General features: G+C 69.5%; 19 protein-coding genes and 1 tRNA gene. 12 read left to right on the plus strand and 8 right to left on the minus strand.

What is annotated here, in order from left to right; translation table 11 throughout:
* Positions 1-6 precede the first annotated feature (6 nt).
* From AC3WLN_RS07135 to rpmB, 3 genes are all read right to left on the minus strand, one after another.
* Positions 7-480: a nuclear transport factor 2 family protein gene (locus AC3WLN_RS07135; RefSeq protein ID WP_492480353.1), complete on the minus strand. Its 474-nt coding sequence runs from the start codon at positions 478-480 to the stop codon at positions 7-9.
* Between the two features lie 71 nt (positions 481-551).
* Positions 552-1,481: an AEC family transporter gene (locus AC3WLN_RS07140; protein WP_492480354.1), complete on the minus strand. Its 930-nt coding sequence runs from the start codon at positions 1,479-1,481 to the stop codon at positions 552-554.
* Between the two features lie 134 nt (positions 1,482-1,615).
* A complete protein-coding gene (gene rpmB, locus AC3WLN_RS07145; protein ID WP_055956796.1) occupies positions 1,616-1,921 on the minus strand; it encodes a 50S ribosomal protein L28 in 306 nt (101 codons plus the stop codon).
* A gap of 317 nt (positions 1,922-2,238) precedes the next feature.
* Here rpmB and AC3WLN_RS07150 point away from each other — a divergent pair, with 317 nt between their 5' ends.
* The 12 genes from AC3WLN_RS07150 (at position 2,239) to AC3WLN_RS07205 (ending at position 17,215) form a co-directional block, all read left to right on the plus strand.
* Complete coding sequence (locus tag AC3WLN_RS07150) at positions 2,239-3,144, plus strand: DUF3108 domain-containing protein (protein ID WP_492480355.1); 906 nt, start codon at positions 2,239-2,241, stop codon at positions 3,142-3,144.
* A 14-nt stretch (positions 3,145-3,158) separates the two neighbouring features.
* Entirely contained in the window at positions 3,159-3,488 is a 330-nt protein-coding gene (locus AC3WLN_RS07155; protein ID WP_492480356.1) for a hypothetical protein, read from the plus strand.
* A gap of 66 nt (positions 3,489-3,554) precedes the next feature.
* Positions 3,555-6,974, plus strand: coding sequence for a helicase-related protein (locus AC3WLN_RS07160; RefSeq protein WP_492480357.1), 3,420 nt, complete (start codon positions 3,555-3,557; stop codon positions 6,972-6,974).
* Between the two features lie 6 nt (positions 6,975-6,980).
* The gene (locus tag AC3WLN_RS07165) at positions 6,981-7,256 is read left to right on the plus strand and encodes an RNA-binding S4 domain-containing protein (protein WP_492480358.1); all 276 of its coding nucleotides are present in this window, start codon (positions 6,981-6,983) and stop codon (positions 7,254-7,256) included.
* Positions 7,257-7,491: 235 nt separating this feature from the next.
* Positions 7,492-7,830, plus strand: a complete 339-nt coding sequence (gene fdxA, locus AC3WLN_RS07170) for a ferredoxin FdxA (RefSeq protein ID WP_463774544.1) — start codon at positions 7,492-7,494, stop codon at positions 7,828-7,830.
* A 427-nt stretch (positions 7,831-8,257) separates the two neighbouring features.
* Positions 8,258-8,848: a CarD family transcriptional regulator gene (locus tag AC3WLN_RS07175; RefSeq protein WP_103710281.1), complete on the plus strand. Its 591-nt coding sequence runs from the start codon at positions 8,258-8,260 to the stop codon at positions 8,846-8,848.
* 253 nt (positions 8,849-9,101) lie between these two features.
* Positions 9,102-9,974 carry an RNA polymerase factor sigma-32 gene (locus AC3WLN_RS07180; protein ID WP_055956812.1) on the plus strand — a complete coding sequence of 291 codons (873 nt, stop codon included), beginning with the start codon at positions 9,102-9,104 and terminating at the stop codon, positions 9,972-9,974.
* A 47-nt stretch (positions 9,975-10,021) separates the two neighbouring features.
* The gene (locus AC3WLN_RS07185) at positions 10,022-10,858 is read left to right on the plus strand and encodes a 4'-phosphopantetheinyl transferase family protein (protein WP_492480359.1); all 837 of its coding nucleotides are present in this window, start codon (positions 10,022-10,024) and stop codon (positions 10,856-10,858) included.
* A gap of 97 nt (positions 10,859-10,955) precedes the next feature.
* Positions 10,956-11,032: transfer RNA gene (locus AC3WLN_RS07190), tRNA-Pro, on the plus strand.
* A gap of 350 nt (positions 11,033-11,382) precedes the next feature.
* Entirely contained in the window at positions 11,383-14,475 is a 3,093-nt protein-coding gene (locus tag AC3WLN_RS07195) for a glycosyltransferase (RefSeq protein ID WP_492480360.1), read from the plus strand.
* 313 nt (positions 14,476-14,788) lie between these two features.
* Positions 14,789-16,267, plus strand: coding sequence for a GumC family protein (locus AC3WLN_RS07200; protein WP_492480361.1), 1,479 nt, complete (start codon positions 14,789-14,791; stop codon positions 16,265-16,267).
* A 141-nt stretch (positions 16,268-16,408) separates the two neighbouring features.
* Entirely contained in the window at positions 16,409-17,215 is an 807-nt protein-coding gene (locus tag AC3WLN_RS07205; RefSeq protein WP_492480362.1) for a WecB/TagA/CpsF family glycosyltransferase, read from the plus strand.
* Positions 17,216-17,228: 13 nt separating this feature from the next.
* On the opposite strand, the gene AC3WLN_RS07210 is transcribed toward AC3WLN_RS07205, so the two are convergent.
* The 5 genes from AC3WLN_RS07210 to AC3WLN_RS07230 form a co-directional block, all read right to left on the minus strand.
* A complete protein-coding gene (locus AC3WLN_RS07210) occupies positions 17,229-17,801 on the minus strand; it encodes an NUDIX domain-containing protein (protein ID WP_492480363.1) in 573 nt (190 codons plus the stop codon).
* 70 nt (positions 17,802-17,871) lie between these two features.
* Positions 17,872-18,159 (minus strand): sulfurtransferase TusA family protein, encoded by a 288-nt coding sequence (locus AC3WLN_RS07215; protein ID WP_492480364.1) that lies wholly within the window; start codon positions 18,157-18,159, stop codon positions 17,872-17,874.
* 135 nt (positions 18,160-18,294) lie between these two features.
* A complete protein-coding gene (locus AC3WLN_RS07220) occupies positions 18,295-18,699 on the minus strand; it encodes a hypothetical protein (protein WP_492480365.1) in 405 nt (134 codons plus the stop codon).
* Positions 18,700-18,854: 155 nt separating this feature from the next.
* Positions 18,855-20,222 (minus strand): glutamate--cysteine ligase, encoded by a 1,368-nt coding sequence (locus AC3WLN_RS07225; protein WP_492480366.1) that lies wholly within the window; start codon positions 20,220-20,222, stop codon positions 18,855-18,857.
* Between the two features lie 128 nt (positions 20,223-20,350).
* A complete protein-coding gene (locus tag AC3WLN_RS07230) occupies positions 20,351-21,103 on the minus strand; it encodes a 16S rRNA (uracil(1498)-N(3))-methyltransferase (RefSeq protein WP_492480402.1) in 753 nt (250 codons plus the stop codon).
* Positions 21,104-21,375 lie beyond the last annotated feature (272 nt).

Consider the following 21,375-nt stretch of genomic DNA (forward strand, 5'->3'; position numbering starts at 1 on the left):
CCGCCCCTACAGGCCGAGATCGGTCAGGCCGGGATGATCCTCGGGCCGCGGCGCGGACCGGTCCCAGTGGAACTTGCGCTCGGATTCGGCGATGGCGAGGTCGTTGATGCTGGCGTGGCGCTCGCGCATCAGGCCATTCGCGTCGAAGGCCCAGTTCTCGTTGCCGTAGGCGCGAAACCACTGCCCGGAGGCGTCGCGGAACTCGTAGGCGAACCGCACCGCGATGCGGTCGTCGCTATGGGCCCAGATCTCCTTGATGAGGCGGTAGTCCAGCTCGCGGGCCCACTTGCGCTGCAGGAATGCCACGATGGCGGGCCGGCCGGAAAAGAACTCCGCCCGGTTCCGCCAGCGGCTGTCCGGCGTGTAGGCAAGCGCGACTTTCTCCGGGTTGCAGCCGTTCCAGCCGTCCTCCGCGGCGCGGACCTTCCGGATGGCGGTGTCACGCGTGAAGGGCGGCAGGGGCGGGCGCGATTCGGACATGGCGGCAGTTCCTCGATTCGGCACGACGTCTCCGCGTCTGTACCGGTTGGTACAAAGCCCCGGATCTTCCGTCAAGCGTGTCCCAGGAGCGTGAGCCAGGCGATGGTGGTGAGCGTCGCCAGCAGGGTCGAGAGCATCACGGCGGCGGCGACCACGCCGGTCTCGGTCTTATAGCGCGAGGCCAGGAGGTAGGCATTGATTCCCACCGGCATCGCGGCGAACAGGGTGGCCACGCCGGCATAGGCCGGCGGCATGGTGAAGACGTGGAAGGCCAGCACCCAGACCGCGAGGGGGTGGACCACCAGCTTGAGCACGGTGATGAGCGTGGCGCTCGGCAGGTCGTGCAGCACCCGGTAGCGCACGAGACCGGCCCCGAGGGCGATCAGCGCGCAGGTCGAGGCGGTGCCGGCCAGGGAATCGACCAGGGTCTTGACCATGCCCGTCGGTGCGAGCCCGAGCGCCTTCATGGCGAGACCGGCGATGAGGGCCAGAAAGATCGGGTTGCGCAGCAGGACGAGGGCGAGGCCGCGCAGGCGCCTGAGGATCGAGGCCTGCCCGTCCGCCTCGATGAGGAAGGTGGCGCAACCCATCATCAGGGGCAGGTGTACCGCGAGCAGCATGAAGAGCGGGAAGGCGCCCTCCTCGCCATAGGCCTGGAGAATCATCGGGACGCCGATGAAGACGGTGTTCGACTGGCTCGCGGCGAAGCCGTGCAGGATGGCGCCGCGACGCTCCACGCCCGTGCGGCGCAGGCTGAGGAGCGAGCCGATCATCCAGGACAGGGCGGCGCCGCCGAAATAGCTGAACCAGTAGGACGGCGTGATCTCGCCCGTCAGGCCAGGCCGCGTCAGCGTGGCGAGGATGAGCGCCGGGACCGCGATCGAGAAGACGTATTCCGACAGGCCGTCGCTGACCTTGTCGGACAGGAAACCGGCCAGGGCCGCGATCCAGCCGACCAGGATCAGGCCGAAGATCGGGGCGACGAGCGACAGGACGGTCATCGGGGTCGAGCCGCTACTCCAACGCGAACGGCCACCGTACGCGCTGGGCGTGCGGCGGCCGTTCGGGATTCAGGATGGATATACGTGCGGGCCGAGGTCGGTTCGGGCCGGACCGATTCGATCCGGTCTGCGCCTCAGGCGGCGGCGGGCGTCTCGACTTCGGCGAGCTTCTTGTGCAACTCGCGCTTCAGGAGACGGGCCGTCTGCGACAGCTCGATCTCGCGCGCCTTGATCAGGAAGGCGTCGAGGCCGCCGCGGTGCTCGACCGAGCGCAGGGCATGGGCCGTCACGCGCAGGCGCACCCGACGCTTCAGGGCGTCCGACTGCAGCGTGACCTGGCACAGGTTCGGCAGGAACCGGCACTTGGTCTTGCGGTTCGAGTGGCTCACGAGGTGGCCGGTCTGCACGGCTTTGCCCGTGAGTTCGCAACGGCGCGACATTGTTCTATTTCCCGTCTCGTTCCGCATGTCCGACAGGCTGGCGGGAAACCAGAACCGCGTCGCGGCAAACGGCTTCTCGCACGCCAGGCCCGGTGGAGCGGCGTTCTCATTGAAGGCGCGAGCCTATAGGGGACTGTGCCCCTTGGCGTCAAGGTGCGGGACGATCTTTCGCGCCGTTTCGCCGGTGACGGCCCATCAGATTTCAAGCGCGACTGTACCGCCTCCAACGATGTGTTAACCATGAGCACGGACGATGCGGGAGAGATGTCCCCGGCCCGTTCGACCGGAGACCGACAGCCAACCCCGAGTCCCCAGCCATGTGCGGCACCCGCAAGCGCTCCGCCCCGCTCCCCCTATTCGGCGCCAGCCTTCTGACGCTCGCGGCCCTGATTTGCGCTCCGGCGGCTCAGGCGCGCGCCAAGGCGGCCAAGGCGGCCGCCACCGTGACCGTGGACTACGACATCGCCCTGGCGGGCCTGACCATCGGAAACGCCCAGGTGGCCGGCGCTTTCGAGGGCTCCGGCTACCGGATGGACGTCTCGGCCCGCCTGACCGGCCTCGCTGGCGTCGTCACCGGTGGCATGGGCTCGGCCCGCGCCAGCGGCGCCATCGCGGCGGCCCCGCAACCCAGCACCTTCGCGATCGCCACCAAGACCACCAGCTCCGGCATCGCCGTGCGCATGGCCCTGGCCCGAGGCACCGTCACCCAGGCCGAGATCACCCCGCCCCTCGTCGACATGGGCGACCGGGTGCCGATCACGGCCGCCAACAAGCGTGGGGTCATCGATCCGGCGAGCGCCCTGATGATGCCGGTGCAGGGCCGCGCCGACCCCATGGACCCGGCCAATTGCAACCGCACGCTCCCGATCTTCGACGGCGCGACCCGGTTCGACGTCGTGCTGAGCTATGGCGAGACGCGCAGCGTGGCCAAGCCCGGCTACAACGGCCCCGTCCTCGTCTGCAACGCGCGCTACACGCCCATCGCCGGCCATCGCCCGGACCGGCCCGGCGTGAAGTTCATGGAGGACAACCGCGAGATGTCGGTCTGGCTCGCGCCGGTCGAGGGCACCCGCGTGCTGCTGCCGGTGCGCATCGCGGTGCGGACCACGGTGGGCACCAACATCATCGAGGCGACCCGGTGGACCCAGACCGGCGGCCAGCAGGGCAGCACCACCGTGTCGGCCCCGGGCACTTCCGTCACGCAGGCCAGCCTGGCGCAGTGAAGGCGGTGCCCGGCATGCGCATCGGCCGGCGCTGCGGGCTCGCCGCGCTGCTCGTCCTGGCGGCCCGAGAGGCGCCAGCCCAGTCGAGCCTGTCCACCGGACCGGATTGCGGCGGCGACGCCTATTCCTCGGCGCAGGTCATCGAGAACCGGCCGCCCCGGCGCGGCCCGCTCACCGCGGTCCCCGAGACCCTCTGCGCCGATGTCGCACCACAGGGCGTGCAGCCGCCCGTGGAGATCGGAATCTACCCGAGCCTCGGCGCGTCCGGCATGCCGCCACGGGATGGCAGGCGGGGCTATGGCGACCCATATGAGGCGCAGCCGCCACGGCAGCGCCGCCCCTGAAGGCGCCGCGGCGGTCTCCCCCGTTCCTGAGCCTGCCGGCCTCGCCGAAGGGACCGCCCCCACCTCATGATCCGCCCTTCCCTCTCCCCGCAGGCCCGCGCACGCGGCGTCACGGCGGTGCTCGGGCCGACCAATACCGGCAAGACCCATCTGGCCATCGAGCGCATGCTCGCCCATCCCACGGGCATGATCGGGCTGCCCCTCCGGCTGCTGGCGCGGGAGGTCTACCTACGCGTCGTCGCGAAGGTCGGGGTCGACAAGGTCGCCCTCGTCACCGGCGAGGAGAAGATCAAGCCGGACAGGCCGCGCTACTGGATCTCCACCATCGAGGCGATGCCGCGCGACCTCGACGTCGCCTTCGTGGCGATCGACGAGATCCAGCTCGCCGCCGACATGGACCGGGGCCACGTCTTCACCGACCGCCTGCTGCATCAGCGCGGACGCGAGGAGACCCTGCTGATCGGCTCCTCGACCATGCTGCCGCTGGTGCAGTCGCTGATTCCCGGCGTCCATACGACCACGCGGCCGCGCCTGTCGCAGCTCACCTTCGCGGGCGAGAAGAAGCTCGGCCGCCTGCCCCGGCGTTCGGCCATCGTCGCCTTCTCGGCCGAGGAGGTCTACGCGATCGCCGAGCTGATCCGGCGCCAGCGCGGCGGCGCGGCGGTGGTGCTCGGCGCGCTCTCGCCGCGGACCCGCAACGCCCAGGTCGAGCTCTACCAGTCCGGCGATGTCGACTACCTCATCGCCACCGACGCGGTGGGCATGGGTCTCAACCTCGACGTCGATCACGTCGCCTTCGCGGCGAACTGGAAGTACGACGGTACCCGGTTCCGCAAGCTGACCCCGCCCGAGATGGGACAGATCGCCGGCCGCGCCGGGCGCCACCTCTCGGACGGTACCTTCGGCTCCACGGGGCGCTGCGCCCCCTTCGAGCCCGAGATGATCGAGGCCCTGGAGACCCACGACTTCGAGCCCCTGCGGGTCCTGCAATGGCGCAACCCCGACCTCGACTTCACATCCCTGAAGGCGCTGCAGGAGAGCCTCGACGAGCATCCGCGCGAGAAGGGCCTGACCCGGGCCCCCATGGGCGAGGATCAGTCGGCTCTCGAGATCCTGATGCGCGAGGACGACATCCGCGATCTCGCGAACCGGCCCGCCCATGTCCGGCGGCTTTGGGACGTCTGCGGCGTGCCCGACTACCGCAAGGTCCATCCGCAAACCCATGCCGACCTCGTCGCCCAGCTCTACCGCTTCCTGATGCGCGGCATGGCGGGGCGCATCCCCGACGACTGGTTCGCCAAGCATGTCGCCATGATCGACCGCACCGACGGCGACATCGACGCGCTCTCCCAGCGCATCGCGCAGGGGCGGACCTGGACCTTCGTGGCGAACCGTCCGGATTGGCTCGTCGATCCGGTGCATTGGCAGGGCGAGACGCGTCGGGTAGAGGACAGGTTGTCCGACGCCCTGCACGAACGCCTCGCGAGCCGTTTCGTCGATCGGCGCACCAGCGTCCTGATGCGGCGCCTGAGAGAGAATACGATGTTGGAAGCTGAGATCACCGCCGGCGGGGACGTCACCGTCGAGGGCCAGCATGTCGGCCATCTGCATGGCTTCCAGTTCGTTCCGGATCCCGGTGCGGAAGGGCATGAGGCCAAGACCCTGCGTTCGGCCGCCGAGAAGGCGCTCGGCGGCGAGATCGAGGCCCGCGCCGAGCGGTTCTCGTCGGCCGCCGATGCCTCCCTGGTGCTGAGCCATGACGGCGTCATCCGCTGGACCGGCGACCCGGTCGCCAAGCTGACGCCCGGCGACAAGCTGTTCGAGCCGCATGTCCGCCTGCTCGCCGACGAGCAGCTGACCGGTCCGGCCCGCGACAAGGTCGAAGCCCGGCTCGTCGCCTGGCTCAAGGCCTACGTGGTGCGCCTCCTCGGCCCGCTGATCGAGATCGAGACCGCGGCCGACCTCACGGGGCTCGCCAAGGGCATCGGCTTCCAGGTGGTGGAGGCCCTCGGCGTGCTGGAGCGCGCCAGGGTGGTGCAGGAGATGCGCACCCTCGACCAGGAGGGCCGCGGTGCGCTGCGCCGCCACGGTGTCCGCTTCGGCGCCTATCACATCTTCCTGCCGGCCCTGCTGAAACCGGCGCCCCGGACCCTGGCGGCTCAGCTCTGGGCCCTGAAGAACGGCGGCCTCGACCAGCGCGGCCTCGACGAGATCGCCCATCTGGCCAGCTCCGGCCGGACCTCGATCAAGGTCGATCCTGAGATCGCCAAGGGTCTCTACCGGGCGGCCGGCTTCCGGGTCTGCGGTGAGCGCGCCGTGCGCGTCGACATCCTCGAGCGCCTCGCCGACCTGATCCGCCCGGCCATCGCCTATCGGCCCGGCACCACGCCGGGCGAGGCGCCGGTCGGCGCAGCCGACGGCGACGCCTTCGTGGCGACGGTGGGCATGACCTCCCTGGTCGGCTGCTCGGGCGAGGATTTCGCCTCGATCCTGAAATCGCTCGGCTATGCCCCCGAGACCCGCCCGGGCCCGGCCATCACCGTCCCGCTGCTCCCGGCCGCGCCGACCCAGCCGGCGGTGCCGAACCTCGCCGCGGCGGGCGGCGAGACGGCCACGGACGAGAATGCCCCGGCCGAGGCCGCGGGCGAAGCGGCCCCCGAGAGCACGACCGAGGCGGCGTCGACGGACGACGGCACGGCCACGGCCGAGACCGTCGAGCCGGAGATCGCGTCCGGCTCGACGGAAGACTCCGTCGCGGCTCCGGTGGAGACCGCCGCCGAGGAGGCGACCTCGCAAGAATCCGCGTCCGAGGAGAATCCGTCCGAGGAAAGCCTGGCCCCGGATAGTTCGACCCGGGACCCTGCAGCCGAGGAGCCCGCTGCGTCGGCCGAATCCGCCGAGGACCCCGCTCCGCAGCCCGTCGCCGATGCGGCCGCTGTCGCCGAAGCCGCGGAGCATCCGGCCGAGGGAGCCGAGACCACTGGGTCGGAGGCAGCCACCAGGGACGTGCCGGCGGACGGCGAGGCCGCCGCGACCGAAGCTTCGACGGAGGTTGCGACCGTCGAGGTCTGGCGGCTCCAGCGCCACCAGCGCAACGCCAATCCGCGCCAGAACCGTCCGCGCGGCCAGAACCGCGATGGCAACGCACCTCGCGCCGCCGGTGAGGCACGGCCCGACCATCGCCGTCCGGGCGGCCCCGGTGCCGAAGGCCGCGATCGTCCGCGCGGCGGTGCTCCGGGCGAGCGCCCCGAAGGGGGCCGCCGCGGAGGGCCCGGCGAGGGACGGCCGGATGGCGGACGGCCGCAGCGCCGCGAGCGCTTCGAGCCGGGCCGGACGCGGCCCGAGCGTCGGGACGAACCGCGGGCGGCACCCCGCGACGAGCCCCGTCCGCAGCGCCGCGAGCGGGCTCCGGATCCGGATTCGCCCTTCGCGAAGCTCGCCGCCCTGAAGGCGCAGCTCGAGGCGGGGAATGACCGCAAGCGCTGAGGTGGGATGAAGCCGGGACGTCAACGGCTCGACAAATGGCTGTGGTTCGCGCGCTTCGCGCGGACCCGATCGCTCGCGGCGCGGCTCGTCACCGACGGCTATGTCCGGGTCAACGGCAAGCGGGTCGAAACCTCCGCGACCGCCGTCGCCCTCGGGGATGTCGTGACCGTCGCGGCGGCCCACTCCACGGTGATCGCCAGGGTGCTCGACCTCGGCGAGCGGCGCGGCCCGGCGCCGGACGCCCAGCGCCTTTACGAAGTGGTGGGCGACGCGACCGACTGAGCAGGCCCGCCGTGTCACCGGCGCGACACGCCGCGGCGTGGTCATGCCCGGGACCCGTCCGCGTGCTTGTCAGCCCCCCGGACAGGGTCTAGAGCCAGCGCGACTCCCTCTTGCCCATGCGATTCCGCATCCAAGCCACCCTGCATCAATTCATCCGTGCAACGATCTGCGCGAGCGACCATGCACAGGCATCGAGACGCTCCCGGCGATGCCCGGATCAAGGACTGAAGGCCCCATGACCTACGTCGTCACCGACAACTGCATCAAGTGCAAGTACATGGACTGCGTCGAGGTCTGTCCGGTGGACTGCTTCTACGAAGGCGAGAACATGCTCGTCATCCATCCGGACGAGTGCATCGATTGCGGCGTCTGCGAGCCCGAGTGCCCGGCCGAGGCGATCAAGCCCGATACCGAGCCGAGCCTCGAGACCTGGCTGAAGGTGAACGCGGATTACGCGCGCACCTGGCCGAACATCACGCAGAAGAAGGATGCGCCCGCGGACGCCAAGTCCTGGGACGGCGTCGCCGGCAAGTTCGAGGCGCATTTCTCCGCCAAGCCCGGTACCGGCGACTGATCGCCGCGACGCAGCGTCCGAACGCGGGTCCCTGACGGGTTCGGCTCTCTGCCAAGCGGCTGTGGAGAGCTGCGGGGCCAAGCCCGATGGCGCGGCCGAGGGCCGGCAATCCTTTGATTCGGCGACCGGTTTGTGTTATTACAAAGATCTGCCGTCGTTCGTGCCCGACGTGCTGCCTCCAGCCATCACCTGATGGGTCTCACACTCAGTTGTGGATCGGGGCCGCATGCGATCGATCGCTGAAGGCCTCGCTGTCTTCTGCGAACGCTCCCTCGTTGTGCGATCATCGGCTTGCCCGGGAACCGGCAGGTTGTGCGTCACAGATGCAGATCCTTCGGACAAGGGGCTGGAGCCGGGTGACCCACCCCGGATTACAGGGTTCGGCGCGGCGTTCAAGGCCGCGCAATGTTCTGGAGGCGCTTCTCGCATGACCACAGCCAAGAAGACGACGGCAGGCCGCCAAGGCTTCAAGACCGGCGAAGCGGTCGTGTACCCAGCCCACGGTGTCGGTCGCATCACCGCCATCGAAGAGCAGGAGATTGCCGGCTACAAGCTTGAGCTGTTCGTGGTGTCCTTCGAGAAGGACAAGATGGTCCTGCGCGTCCCCACCGCGAAGGCCAACAGCGTCGGCATGCGCAAGCTCGCCGAGCCGGACCTCGTGAAGAAGGCCCTGGACCTCCTCACCGGCCGTGCCCGCATCAAGCGCACCATGTGGTCGCGTCGCGCCCAGGAATACGAGGCCAAGATCAATTCGGGTGACCTCCTGTCGGTCACCGAGGTGGTTCGCGACCTGTATCGCTCCGAGGCGCAGCCCGAGCAGTCCTACAGCGAGCGCCAGCTCTACGAATCGGCTCTCGACCGGGTCGTGCGCGAGATCTCGTCGGTGAACCGCATCACCGAGACCGAGGCCCTCAAGCTCATCGAGCAGAGCCTGGCCAAGTCCCCGCGCCGCGCCAAGGGCGAAGCCGAGGCGGAAGGCGAGGCCGAGGGCGACGACCTGCAGGAGGAGGCCGCCTGATCGGCAGCTTCTCGTACTCCCGGCTCAGTTCCGGACAGGCGAATTTCGAGCCCGGCGCATCGCGCCGGGCTTTTTCGTTGCCGATCCATGAACGCAGGTCTTCGCTCACGAGACCGTGTGAAGCACCCCGGACCCGGAACCATCCCGCGGACCTCGGGTTGTCGCGTTGCCAGGCACAGGTCTCCGGTCCGATTTCGGTCGGCGATATCGACCCGTGGTCAGAAGCACACGTTTCATCGAGGCGGAGGCGGGGATGGCGGATATCGCAGGGATACGGCGGCAGTTCATACGCACGGCGATGGAGGCGCCTTTCCTTGCGCGGGATGAGGAACGCGGCCTTGCCGTCCGCTGGAAGGACGAGCGCGACGAGCGCGCCCTTCACGGGCTGATCTCGGCCCATATGCGCCTCGTCATCGCCATTGCCGGGCGCTTCCGGCACTACGGACTTCCGATGGCCGACCTCGTCCAGGAAGGCCATGTCGGCCTAATGGAAGCGGCGGCCCGCTTCGAGCCGGAGCGGGAGGTTCGTTTCTCCACCTATGCGACGTGGTGGATCCGGGCCTCGATCCAGGACTACATCCTGCGGAACTGGTCCATCGTCCGCGGCGGCACGAGTTCGGCGCAGAAGGCGCTGTTCTTCAACCTGCGTCGCCTGCGCGCGCGGCTCATGCAGTCGACGGAAGAGCATGTCGGCGACGAGATCCATCGCCGCATCGCCACCGCCATCGGCGTGTCGCGGGAGGACGTAGCGCTGATGGATGCCCGCCTCTCCGGGCCCGACATGTCGCTCAATGCCCCGGTCGGCGAGGAGAGCGAAGCCTCCTCCGAGCGGATGGATTTCCTCGTGGACGGTGCCGCCCTGCCCGACGAGACGGTCTCGGCGACGGTCGACGGCGAGCGCAGACTGATCTGGCTAAATGAAGCGCTGACCGTCCTGTCGGAGCGTGAGTTGCGCATTCTGAAGGAGCGCCGGCTCGCCGAAGATCAGGCAACCCTCGAGGCCCTCGGGCACCGGCTCGGCATTTCCAAGGAACGCGTGCGGCAGATCGAGAACCGCGCCCTGGAGAAGCTGCGCCGCGCTCTCGCCGAGCGGTTTCCGCAGACAGGTGGCAACGTCTATGCCTGAGCGGATGGCGGGCAGTTCGCACCTTTCAGCGTGTGCTACCGCTTGATATGACCGTCCCGAGGCTCGCTTCGCGCGCTGAGCCTCGGAGACTGCCGGCCATCGAAACTGATCGACCTGTCGCCGACGATTCACGTCCCTCCGATCCGTCGTTTCCCGAGTGGAACACGTCGCTTGTCGGGGCGGGTCGTGGGATTTCCGTCTGGCTGATCGATCTGACAACCGTCGCGGCCGATCAGGCGAGGCTTCTCGCCTGGCTCTCGCCAGAGGAACGCGCGAGGGCCGACCGCTTCCTCCGCGTCGCGGATCGCGAGCGCTTCGTCGCCAGCCATGCCGCGCTGAGGCTGATTTTGGCCAAGGCCAGCGGCCTCGCTCCCCAGGCGCTGATCTTCGAGCAGGATGCCGGTGGAAAGCCGGTTCTGACACCGTCTCAGCGGGCGGACGTCCACTTCAACCTGTCGCACTCAGGTTCCCAGGCTCTGATTGGCGTCTCGACCGTGGCTCCGATTGGGGTCGATTTGGAGGCGATCCGGCCAATCGGCGATCCGCTCGTGATCGCCCGGGCGCATTTTCATCCTGACGAGATCGCGGCCCTGATGCGCGCATCGGGAAACCGGCGGATCACGGCGTTCTTCCGATGCTGGACGCGCAAGGAGGCGGTGGTGAAGGCCCTGGGCATGGGCCTCGCACTACCCTTCGACAGCTTCTGCGTCGCCGAACCAGCCCGCGAAGCGATCCGCTGGACGGGCGCGGACCCGGCACCGCAGGGTTGGTCGCTGATCGACCTCGACGTTGGGCCGGACGCTGCAGCTGCCATCGCGATTTCCTTACCTGGTCAGGCTTGCCACCGCTTCCGTCTGCCGAACCGCTGGCCGGATCTCGCCTGACGGCGCAGCTGCCATACGATTTCCGCCCCGGAAGCGCTTGCGGCATCCGAGAGGGCTCGCTATACGTCCGCTCGCCGGCCCAAACAGCCGGCTTTGTCGGAGTGTAGCGCAGTCTGGTAGCGCACCACGTTCGGGACGTGGGGGTCGCAGGTTCAAATCCTGCCACTCCGACCAGCTTCTCAAGGCTCTGCCTTTTCCCGAGATCGTCTGAATTCCAAGCTTCGAAAACGATCTCGCCTGTCGGCGTGACACGTTCCTGTGCGCCCTCATGATGCCCATCATCGTGAACGCCACCGTGGCGCGCGATATGGCGATCGGCTCTGGAATCACGCTCACCGAAGATTCAGCTCTCCGCCCTAGCCTCGGATCGAACCGCTTCCGGTGCCTCCGGTGGCGCCCAGGCGAGAGATGATCGGGGACGCGTGACGGAACGACCGGACAGATCCGTCGCGACTGCCCCTCCCGATTTGGTCGCCGACCGCTTCGGCCCGCGGGCGCACGGAATCGCGGGGTGGCCCTGGGCCGTGCCGGCTCCCGTTTTTCCGGCGCATCCCCGTGCCGGCCAGCCCTGGCCGCATCTGTGCGTCCTGACCCTGATCCATGAGGAGTCCGACGCGCTCGCCGCCACCCGGGCCTCCGTGGCGGCACAGGGATACCCGAACCTTCGCCACGTTCTGATCCCGCGCGCCGACGCCGCGACGCAGTTTCGCTCCATCCTCTCGGACGAGGCCTGGGACTGTCTCCTGGTGCTGCGGCCGGGCGATCTCCTGGCGCCCGACGCCCTCTCGGCCCTAAGCCTCCAGCGCGTTCTCAGCGGTGCCGATCTGATCGTCGGCCTGCGCGTCGTCTTCGACACCGCGCCGCTCGGCCTCGATGCCCCCGCGACCCCACCGGGAAGGCCGATCGATCCCGTTCCACCGGACGGGCCGCTCGCTCCCTTCACCGGCGGCGAGGTCCTGCTTTCTCGGGCCGTGATGCAACGCGCCGGAGGTCTCGATCCCGAGGCGGACCATCCGGTCGCCGCGCTCTGGCCTCGCCTCGCGTGCCAGGGTGCGCAACTGGCCCGCGTCGGGAGGCCGGTCCTCCTGCAATACGAACCGGGCCGTTCGGCGCCCCCTATGGTGCCCGGCCTCTCGGTGGCCAGCCTGACCGATCAGGGCCCTGTCGGCGGAGCCGGGATCGCCCATCGGCGCCTCGCCGATGCCCTGGTCCTGGCGGGCCACCGCGTCAGCGAGCATCGCCTCTCGTCGGAATCGCCGCCGGCCGCGGCGGAATGGGTCGACGCGTTTCCGCGGACCGAACAGGCCCTGGTGCAGGGAGGCTACGATCTCGTTCTGGCCGGAAATCTTCACGGGGCGACCCGCCGCACCACGATCCTGAACCGCCTCGGACGGACCGTTCCCGTCGCGGTTGTGCTGCACGACCTGTTCCCCGTCACCGGGCGCTGCGCCTCGCCCGACGGGTGTCCGGTCATCGCCGGGGGATGCGACGCCCGCTGTCCCTCGCCGGATGCCTATCCACAGCTGGGGTCGGACCGGATCGCTGGCGTATATGCCGAGAAGCAGGCCGTCCTCGCAGCGGCCGGGGGCCCCCTCCTGCTCGCGGCGTCCGATTGGACCGAAACCGCGGCGCGCGCGCTCGCTCCGGCCGGGACCTCGATCGCCCGGATCGATCTTGCCTTTCCCACAGGGGTCTTTCGACCTCAACGGCGCGAGGACCTGCGCCGCCGGCTCGGCCTACCCGTCGACGAGACCCTCGTCCTGTTCGCCGCCGTCATCGCGGACGCGCCGAGCAAGGGCACGGCCGAGCTCGCCGGTATCCTGCGCCGGATCGCGCGGCCGGGGCTTCGCTTCGTCGCGGTCGGTCGCCTGGACGACCCGGCCTCCCTCGGGATTCCGAACCTGATCGCCACCGGAGCCATCGCCGACGAGGCGACGCTGGCGGCTTGGTACGGCGCCTGCGACATCGCCGTCACGGCGAGCCGCCTGGAGACGTTCGGACAGACGCCGGTGGAAGCCGGCCTGTGCGGAACACCGACGATCGCCTACCGGGCCACCGGCCTGGCCACGGCGGTGATCGACGGGATCTCCGGACGCCTCGTGCCGCTGGAGCCCGGTGCCCTCGAAGCGGCGCTGCTGGACCTGATCGCGGACACGCCCGAGCGGCGACGGCTGGGATTTCTCGGGCGCATCGCCCTGGAGAGCCGCAACAGCCCAGCCGCCGCCGCATGGCGCCTGAACGACGTGCTCGTCGCGCGAGGCCTGCTGCCGCCCGCAGCCGCGACCGGACGCATCCGCTTCACGCCGGCGATGCTGTCCGCCTTCGCCATGGCACAGGACCCTGCGCCCGGACGGACCGGACTGGTCCCCAAGGACGCATCGCCACTCCTGCGCCTCGCCCGCCGGGCCAAGCACAGGCTCATCGGTCGGGACATGCCGCCACGGCTGCGCCGCCTCCTCTACGCGGCCGCCACGCTCCGCATGCGCGTAAGGAGGGAGCGCCCGATGACCGATCGCCCCGAGAGGCCGGCGCGTCGCATCTATCTCGACCTGACGCACCTGCGCGGGCACGTGACCGGCATCGAGCGCGTCGCCATCGATCTGTTCACGCCGGAGGTGCTGCATCCGCACCCCGTTACCGCGATCCGTGCGACGGGCATCGCTGGCATGATCGCGGCTCAGCAGATCGGCCTACCGCTGCGGGCCCTGCGCGACCGCTCCGCCCTGTTCGTCTTTCCCGGGTTTCCGCCGAGCCCGCTCGCGGCCCTGCGGCGGCGGCACTGCGTCACCTATGTCCACGACACCTTCCTGCTGACCCGGCCGCAGGACCTGAGCTGGAAGAGCCGGCTCTACATGGCGCCGAGCTTCGCCTTCGCGCTGCGCCACGGCCGCTTCTTCCTCGTCAACTCCGCCACCACCGGAAACGCGGTTCGTGCCCTCTGCGCCCGCGAGGCGCTGGTCGCCCTGTTGCGGCCGGCCATCCGCGACGTGTTCGGACTGGCCGACCTGCCGGCGCCTCCGGCCTATCGCCCCGGAGATCCACTCCGCCTCCTCTGCATCGGGACGATCGAGCCGCGGAAGGACTATCCGGCGGCGATCGCCATCACCGCGGCGTTGAACGCGATGGGGATCGCGGCGGAACTCCATATCGTCGGTCGGGTCGGCTGGGGCCGGCACGCCTTTCTCGCCGCGCCGCCGCCCTTCCTGACGCTCCACGGCTACCTCGACGACGCGGCTCTGCGCCGACTGGCGGGCCGATGCCACCTGCTGCTCTCGACCTCCAAGGCGGAGGGCCTTGGGCTGCCTCTGCTCGAAGCCCAGCATGGCGGCCTCCCCGTCGTCGCCCCGCACGGCCCCGTCTTCTCCGAGGTGCTGGCCGGCTCAGGGCTGCACATCGCGCCCTCCGCGCCGGAAGAATCCGCGCACGCGATCCTCGATTGGGTCGCAAGTCCGACCTTCGCGACCGTGCCGACGGCCTCGCGCGCGAATGTGGCACGCTGGAACCGCCTCGTGGCCGGGGACGCGGCCTGCTTCTCGACCTTTCTGAGGATCGGCCCCGCGGCGTACGACACCGCGAGCAACCGGGTCGTACCGCCTCCCGATCGTCGCTCCGCATGACCGATGTCGAAGTTGTACACAGGGAAGAGATCCAAACGGGGCCGTCTAAGCAGATCGCAACATGTCCGCAGGCCTGTTCTTGCCAATATCCTCGAGATTCCTCGGTTCTACGAGGGCGCCCGGGACGACCGTCTTCGTCGCGCCCACCGGAGAAAATTCAATGGCACGTGGCGTGCGGACGGGACGATGTCGCTCAGGGTCCGCCAAGCTTGTGTCCCATTTGGAAACAGGTGGGCGCTGAAATTGGGACGATGTGGCTCGAAGCGGCAAAGCAGAACCGCGCGGGTGGCGGCCAAGTCGGGAGACGAGACGGATGTTCGACTTCGGAAGGCCGGTCCACGGTGAGCCGGTGACCCTCGACAAGATGGCTCCTGCCGGGTTCGACGCCGGTGCGATCCTACGCCATCTCCTGCGCGGCATGGGCGTGATCCTGCTCGGCGGCCTGGTGGCGGTGATCGTCGCGATCACGCTGCTCAACGTAGCGACCCCGACCTACACCGCCGTCACCCAGATCCTGGTCGATCCGGCGGACCTGCCCGTCATCGCCAACGACCTCAGCAACCGGCAGCCCCAGGCCGACAGCGGCGTCTCCATCGCCGAGAGCCAGACGCGGGTGATGCAGTCCGACAGCGTCCTGCGTCGCGTGGTCGAGCGTCTCGACCTGACGCAGGACGACGAGTTCGTTCCGACCCCCTCGACCAATCCGCTGCTGCTGCGCATCAAGGCGCTCCTCGGCATGGAGCCGCCGCCGGCAAGCCGCGATCCGGTCAATCTCGCCCTCGACACCTTACGCCTGAAGCTCGGCGTCCGTCGCGCGGAGCGGACCTTCGTCATCGACGTCTACGTCCAGACGCAGGACCCGGAGAAGTCCGCCCGGATCGCCAACGCCATCGCGGAGGCCTACTTCGCGGAGGACGCTGCAGCCCGCACCGAGGTGGCGCGCCGAGCCTCCGACGCCCTGACGAGCCGCCTGACCACGCTGCGCCAGGCGGTCGAGGAGACCGAGCGCAAAGTCCTGCAATATCGCACCGCGAACAAGCTCGTGACGTCGAGCGGCCGCCTGCTCAGCGACCAGCAGCTCAGCGACCTGAACCAGCAACTCGTCACCGCCACCCTGAGGACGGCGGACGCGAAGGCGCGGCTCGATCAGGCGCGTCACATGCGTACCGGCGAGGCCGGGACCGCCCTGCCGGAGATGCTGCAATCCCTCGAGATGCAGAACCTCCGGCAGCAATACGCGACGCTGTCGCGCAACACCGCGGAACTGGCAGCCCGCCTCGGCGACCGCCACCCCGCGATGGCCGACCAGTATGCGCAGCAGCGGGATCTCCAGCGCCTGATCCAGCGCGAGAAAGAGCGCATCATCGACACGTCGCAGAAGGACTACGACCGCGCCGTCGCCAGCGAAGCGGCGGTGCGGCGCAGCCTGGATCGCGCCAAGATCGAGACGGCAGGCAACGATCGCGCGAATGTCGGTCTGCGCGAATTCGAGCGCGAGCTGGAGGCCCGACGCTCGATTTACGAGGCCTTCCTCCGCCGCTCGCGCGAAACCAGCGAGCAGGAGCGTCTGAACAGCTCGAACGTGCGGGTCATTTCCACCGCGACGCCCCCGCGCCTCCGGACATGGCCGCCCTCTCCCAAGCTGGTCCTGCCCCTTGCCCTGCTGCTCGGCCTCGGCCTCGGTGCCGGCGCCGCACTCTGGCTCGGAACCCGCCGGGACCGGCGCATCGCCCGGCCCCCCAGGCCGAGTGCGCCGACGGGGGCTCGCAGCTTTCGAGCGGTCGATGCCTGACAGGTCTCCCGTTCACCGTTCCCCAGACCGATCCTTTCACACCCCGCCCGAGCCGGCCTCTCCTAACCCGGGACGGGCGAGCCCCGAGGTCCCGTCGCGCATTCCGTTCGTCGGCACGGGACGAGTTTCAAAGGCGATGACATGAGCGTCCGCTTGTTCGACATCACGTTCACGCCCGGTTCGGCCGCCGACATCCTCGCGACCGCCGCGCGCCGACCGGCGACGCGACCGCGCATGATCGTCACCGCAAATCTGGACCACGTCGTCACGCTGTCGGAGAACGCGGCCTTCCGAAAGGCTTACGACGGCGCGGTCGCCCATACGCTGGATGGCACGCCCCTCGTCTGGCTGGCACGGCTCTGCGGGGCCCGGTCGGCACGGCGGGTCACCGGTCACGACCTCGTGGCGGCGGCCTTCGCCGCGCCCTGGCCCGCCGGACGGCAGATCTTCCTCGTCTGCTCGTCCGAGGCCGTTGGACTGCGGCTCACCGAGCGCTTGGTATCGGAGGGCGCCGCGCGTGCCTCGATCACCTTCGTCGTCCCACCCTTCGGCTTCGAGAACGATGAAGCCTATGGAGCGCAGCTCTGCGCCGCGGTGCGGGCCCACTGCACGACGCTCCTCGTCTTCGGAGTCGGCGCGCCCCGCTCGGAAATCTGGGTTGACCGCCAGGGCACCAAGCTCGGGACTCCGGTCGTGCTCGCCGTGGGCGAGGCCCTCAACGTCGCGGCGGGGCTGGTGCCCCGCGCGCCGGCTCTGATGCAGCGCGTCGGTCTCGAATGGTTCTTCCGGTTCTGGCATGCCCCGCACCGGCTCTTCGGCCGCTACTTCGTGCGGTCCTGGGGCCTGATCGGAATCATCCTGCGCCGCGTTCTGTTCCGCAAGCCCAAGCGGCGCCCCCAGGCCGCGCGGACTAGACCCGACGGACGCCGCGCGCCCGACACGCCCTGAGGCGTCGGCAGGATCAGGCCGCCGCGAACAGGTGCGGGTGCCGCACTCGGAGGGTCAGGATCAGCGCCAGCGTCTTGATGTCGGTGACTTCGCCGCGATCGGTCATGGCCGCGAGTTCGCCGAGGGGCATCTCTCGCACGGTGATGTCCTCGTGTTCGCCGAGCAGGCCGCCACCGGGTCCGACCCGGTCGGGCGCCTCGTAGGCCGCCAGGAACAGATCGATCTGCTCGGTCGAGATTCCCGGCATGCTCCAGCCGCAGGCAACGGATTCCAGGACGCCGAGACGAACCCCGGTTTCCTCGTAGGCCTCGCGCCGTGCGCCCTCCTCCGGCTCCGATTCGTCGAGCAGGCCGGCAGGCACCTCCAGCACGGAAGTGGCTCCCGCCGCATAGAAAGCCGGAGTCCGGAACTGCTCGACCAGAAGCGCGACCCGCCGCGTCGGATCATAGGGTAGAACCGCGGCAGCCCGTCCATGATCCTCGATCTCGCGCGCCAGGCGTGTGCCGTCGGGCATCGTCACTTCGGCGACGAGAAACCGGCTCCAGCCGTCATGCACGATCCGGGTGCCGCGAATAATCGGCGCCATTCTGCTCTCCCCCGTCGGGCCGCCGCAGCCGTGGCGACCGGATGGCGCGGACTAACAGGGCGTTGGCGCATCAATGAGGCGTGGAGCGCGTGTTTTCGGCAACGGTCCCGGGGATTGTGAGGTTTCGACGGATCGCGAAGGTCAGGACACTCGCATCCCGTTCCTGCCGGACGAGGGTGTCGCCCTCCTCCCGCACCAGGTGCGGAATGTCGATCACCGCCATTGGATCGGTGCAGGTGACCACCAAGAGGGTGCCGGGCGTAAGTTGCCGCAGCGCCTTGCGGGTCCGCAGAACCGGTAAGGGGCATTTCAAACCGGTCAGGTCGAGATAGATCGCCTCGCTGTTCCCATCGGCCATCGATATCGCGTCCCGGGTCTCCTCCACCGACGACGCCCTACCATACCGACGCGGAAAATCCCGCCGGAGGATTCAACCTCCGACGGGATCTCAAGGCCCGGCTCGGGGGGCCCATGGCCCCCCGGGACCGTCGAATCAGTAGCCGTAGCCGTAGGCGGGGTAGCCGTAGCCATAATCGTAGGACGGGGCGGCGTAGTAGCCATAGGTGGGCGCACCGTAGCCATAGCCGTAACCGGTCCCGACATAGCCGCGATCGTAGTAGCCGTACCGGGGCGCCTGGCTGGCCGCGATGGCGCCGCCGATGATGCCGAGAGCCGCACCGGCCGCTAGGGCGCCGCCGACGCCGGGGCCGCGACGGTAACCACCGTAATAGCCGCGGCCGTAGCCGCCGCGGTAGCGGACGGTCTCGACCGTCGCGCCGCCGCCGACCTGGGCCGCGCTCAGAGCGGGCATCGGTGCGGCCTGAGCGGTGGTGAAGGAACCGGCCGAGAGGCCGATGGCGGTGGCGCCCGCGAGGGCGAGAGACAAGATGCGCGACATGCGAGGGTTCTCCGTCACAGGTTCGAATATCGCTGGAAACGGTGAAGTTGGCGATCCGTTCCAGAATCGCCACAGTCAAGCTCCGCCTGCGCGTGCCTTCAAGCACATTCGGGTGTGCCGGACGTGATATCCCCGGTTTCGACGACCCGACCGCTTCAGAAGACGCATTCCAAGAAGGCGGGCTCCACCGAGCGCTGCCAGCGCCCCTCGTAATCGGCGAGGCGCTCCTCGGCGAGGGAGCGCCCGGCCGCCACGATGGCCTCGAGCGGTTGCAGGAAGTGGGTCTCGTCCCGGCCCTGCCCGTCCCGCCGCGCCCGGGCGGCGAGTCCGGCACGGGCGATCGTCAGCGCCTCCGCCGCCACCGCCCCGAGGGGACGCCCGGCGATGCGGGCCGCGAGACCGAGGCGGGGCACGGTGGCCCGCAGGCCTTCGCGCTCGCAGGCGTTCCAGCCCTTGGCGATGTCCCAGGCCGCGGCCTGCGCGGCCTCGTCGTAGAGGAGGCCGACCCAGAAGGCGGCCTGCGCGGCAATCATCGCCGGACCGCCCACATCGGAGCCGCGCATCTCGATGAAGCGTTTGAGCCGAACCTCGGGGAAGGCGGTCGAGGCGTGATTGGCCCAATCCGACACCGTGGCGCGTTCGCCCGGCAGCGCGGCGAGGCGGCCGGCCATCAGGTCGCGGAAGGAGGCCCCGGAGACGTCGTGGTAGGTCTCGCCCCGCTTGACGAAGTACATCGGCATGTCGAGCAGCCAGTCCACGTAGGACTCGTAGCCGAAGCCGTCCTCGAAAGCGCGCGGCAGCATGCCGGTACGGTCGCCGTCGGTGTCGCGCCAGATCTCGGACCGGCGGGAGAGGAAGCCGTTGGGGCGCCCGTCGGTGAAGGGCGAGTTGGCGAAGAGCGCGGTGGCCACCGGCTGCAGCGCCAGGGCGACGCGCATCTTGGCGACCATGTCGGCCTCGGAAGCGAAATCGAGGTTCACCTGGACGGTGGCGGTGCGCAGCATCATGTCGAGGCCGAGGCTGCCGACCTTGGGCATATAGCCCGCCATGATCTTGTAGCGGCTCTTCGGCATCACGGGGGTCTCCTCCCGTGTCCATTTCGGGCTCATGCCCAGATCGAGGAAACCGATGCCCAGGCCGTCCGCGACCCGGGCCGTCGCGTCGAGATGCGCGCGCAGCTCGGCCGCGGTCGCGTGCACGTCGGCGAGCGGCGCGCCAGAGAGCTCGAACTGTCCGCCGGGCTCCAGGGAGATGGCGCCGCCCTCGGCACCGGCGAGACCGATCAGGTGGCCGGCATCCTCGATCGCCTCCCAGCCGGTCTCGCGCCCGAGCCCCTCGAGGAGTGCCCGGATGCCCTTCTCACCCGCATAGGGGACCGGACGATTGCCGGCGCGGTAGAAAGGTACCTTCTCGTGCTCGGTGCCGATGGCGAAGCGCGCACGCGGCTTCTCGCCCTCCGCGAACCAGGCGATGAGTTCGTCCCGCGTGGTCAGGGGCGTCGTGTCGGACGTGTCGCGCGCCATGCGCTGCCTCTTCAGGAAGGTCTTTCAGGGGAGAGGCGCACCGGACCGCAGCGGCGTGGCCCCTTCAATCGGGTCAACGCGCCTCATAGGCCAGCGGACCCGCGCGAACAACGCGGGCTTGGACGACCTCAGCGGGCGTCGCCGAGCACGGCCTGAACCAGGGCCAGGACCGTCACGGCCGCCGTATCGGCGCGCAGGATGCGCGGCCCGAGGGAGAGCGCCACAGTGTTCGGGCGCTCCAGGATCAGCGCGCGTTCCTCCGGAGCGAACCCGCCTTCCGGCCCGACCAGCACCGCGAGCGGCGGCGGGGCCGCTGGGTCCGCCGCCTGCCGCAGGGCGAGAACGGGATCGGAAACCGGCGCATCCTCATCGCAGAAAACCAGCAGCCTCAAGGGGTTGAGCTCGGCAAGCGCAGCCGGGAGCTTCGCGGTGTCCCGAATTTCCGGAAGATCGAGGATGCCGCATTGCTCCGCCGCCTCAATGGCGTTGGCCTGCAGACGGTCGAGGTTCAAACGCTCGCTCTGGGTGTAGCGGGTCAGGACCGGCCAAAGGGTGCCGGCCCCCATCTCCACGGCCTTCTGCGCCACATAATCCAGGCGCGCCGTCTTCAGCGGAGCGAACAGGTAGTGGAGATCGGCGCGCACGGGCTGCCGGCGTGTGCGCTCCCGCACGATCAGGTCGGCACTCTTGCGCCCGGTCGGGGCGATCTCGGCCCGCCACTCACCGTCCCGTCCGTTGAACAGGAGGACCGGATCGGCAGGCCCCCGCCGCAGGACATTGAGGAGATAGTTCGCCTGCGCCCGGTCTAGGGGCAGCGTGGCGCCAGCCGCGAGATCGGCCTCGACGAAGAGACGGGGGGCGGTGAAGTCGTAAGCGGCCATGGTCCGCGTCGTCGCGTGGGGTATCCCGGCTGTCAACGCCGTGGGCTCGAAGCGGGTCGTCTGATGCAAAGCCGCAACAGGTACCGACATTGCGCCGGAAATCCACGTCGGAATGCCGCCCGGCGTTTGCGGCTCGAAAGACGCCACATTCCTATGCCGAAATGAAGCCAAGACCAGCGTGCGCCGGATAACGGCCGCATCCGGGCACGAATCAGGCCATTCCGCATCCGATCGAGGGGCCACCCCCATCGGATCGAGAATGGAGGGAGAAA

The organism is Methylobacterium sp. FW306-05-D, assembly GCF_058782155.1.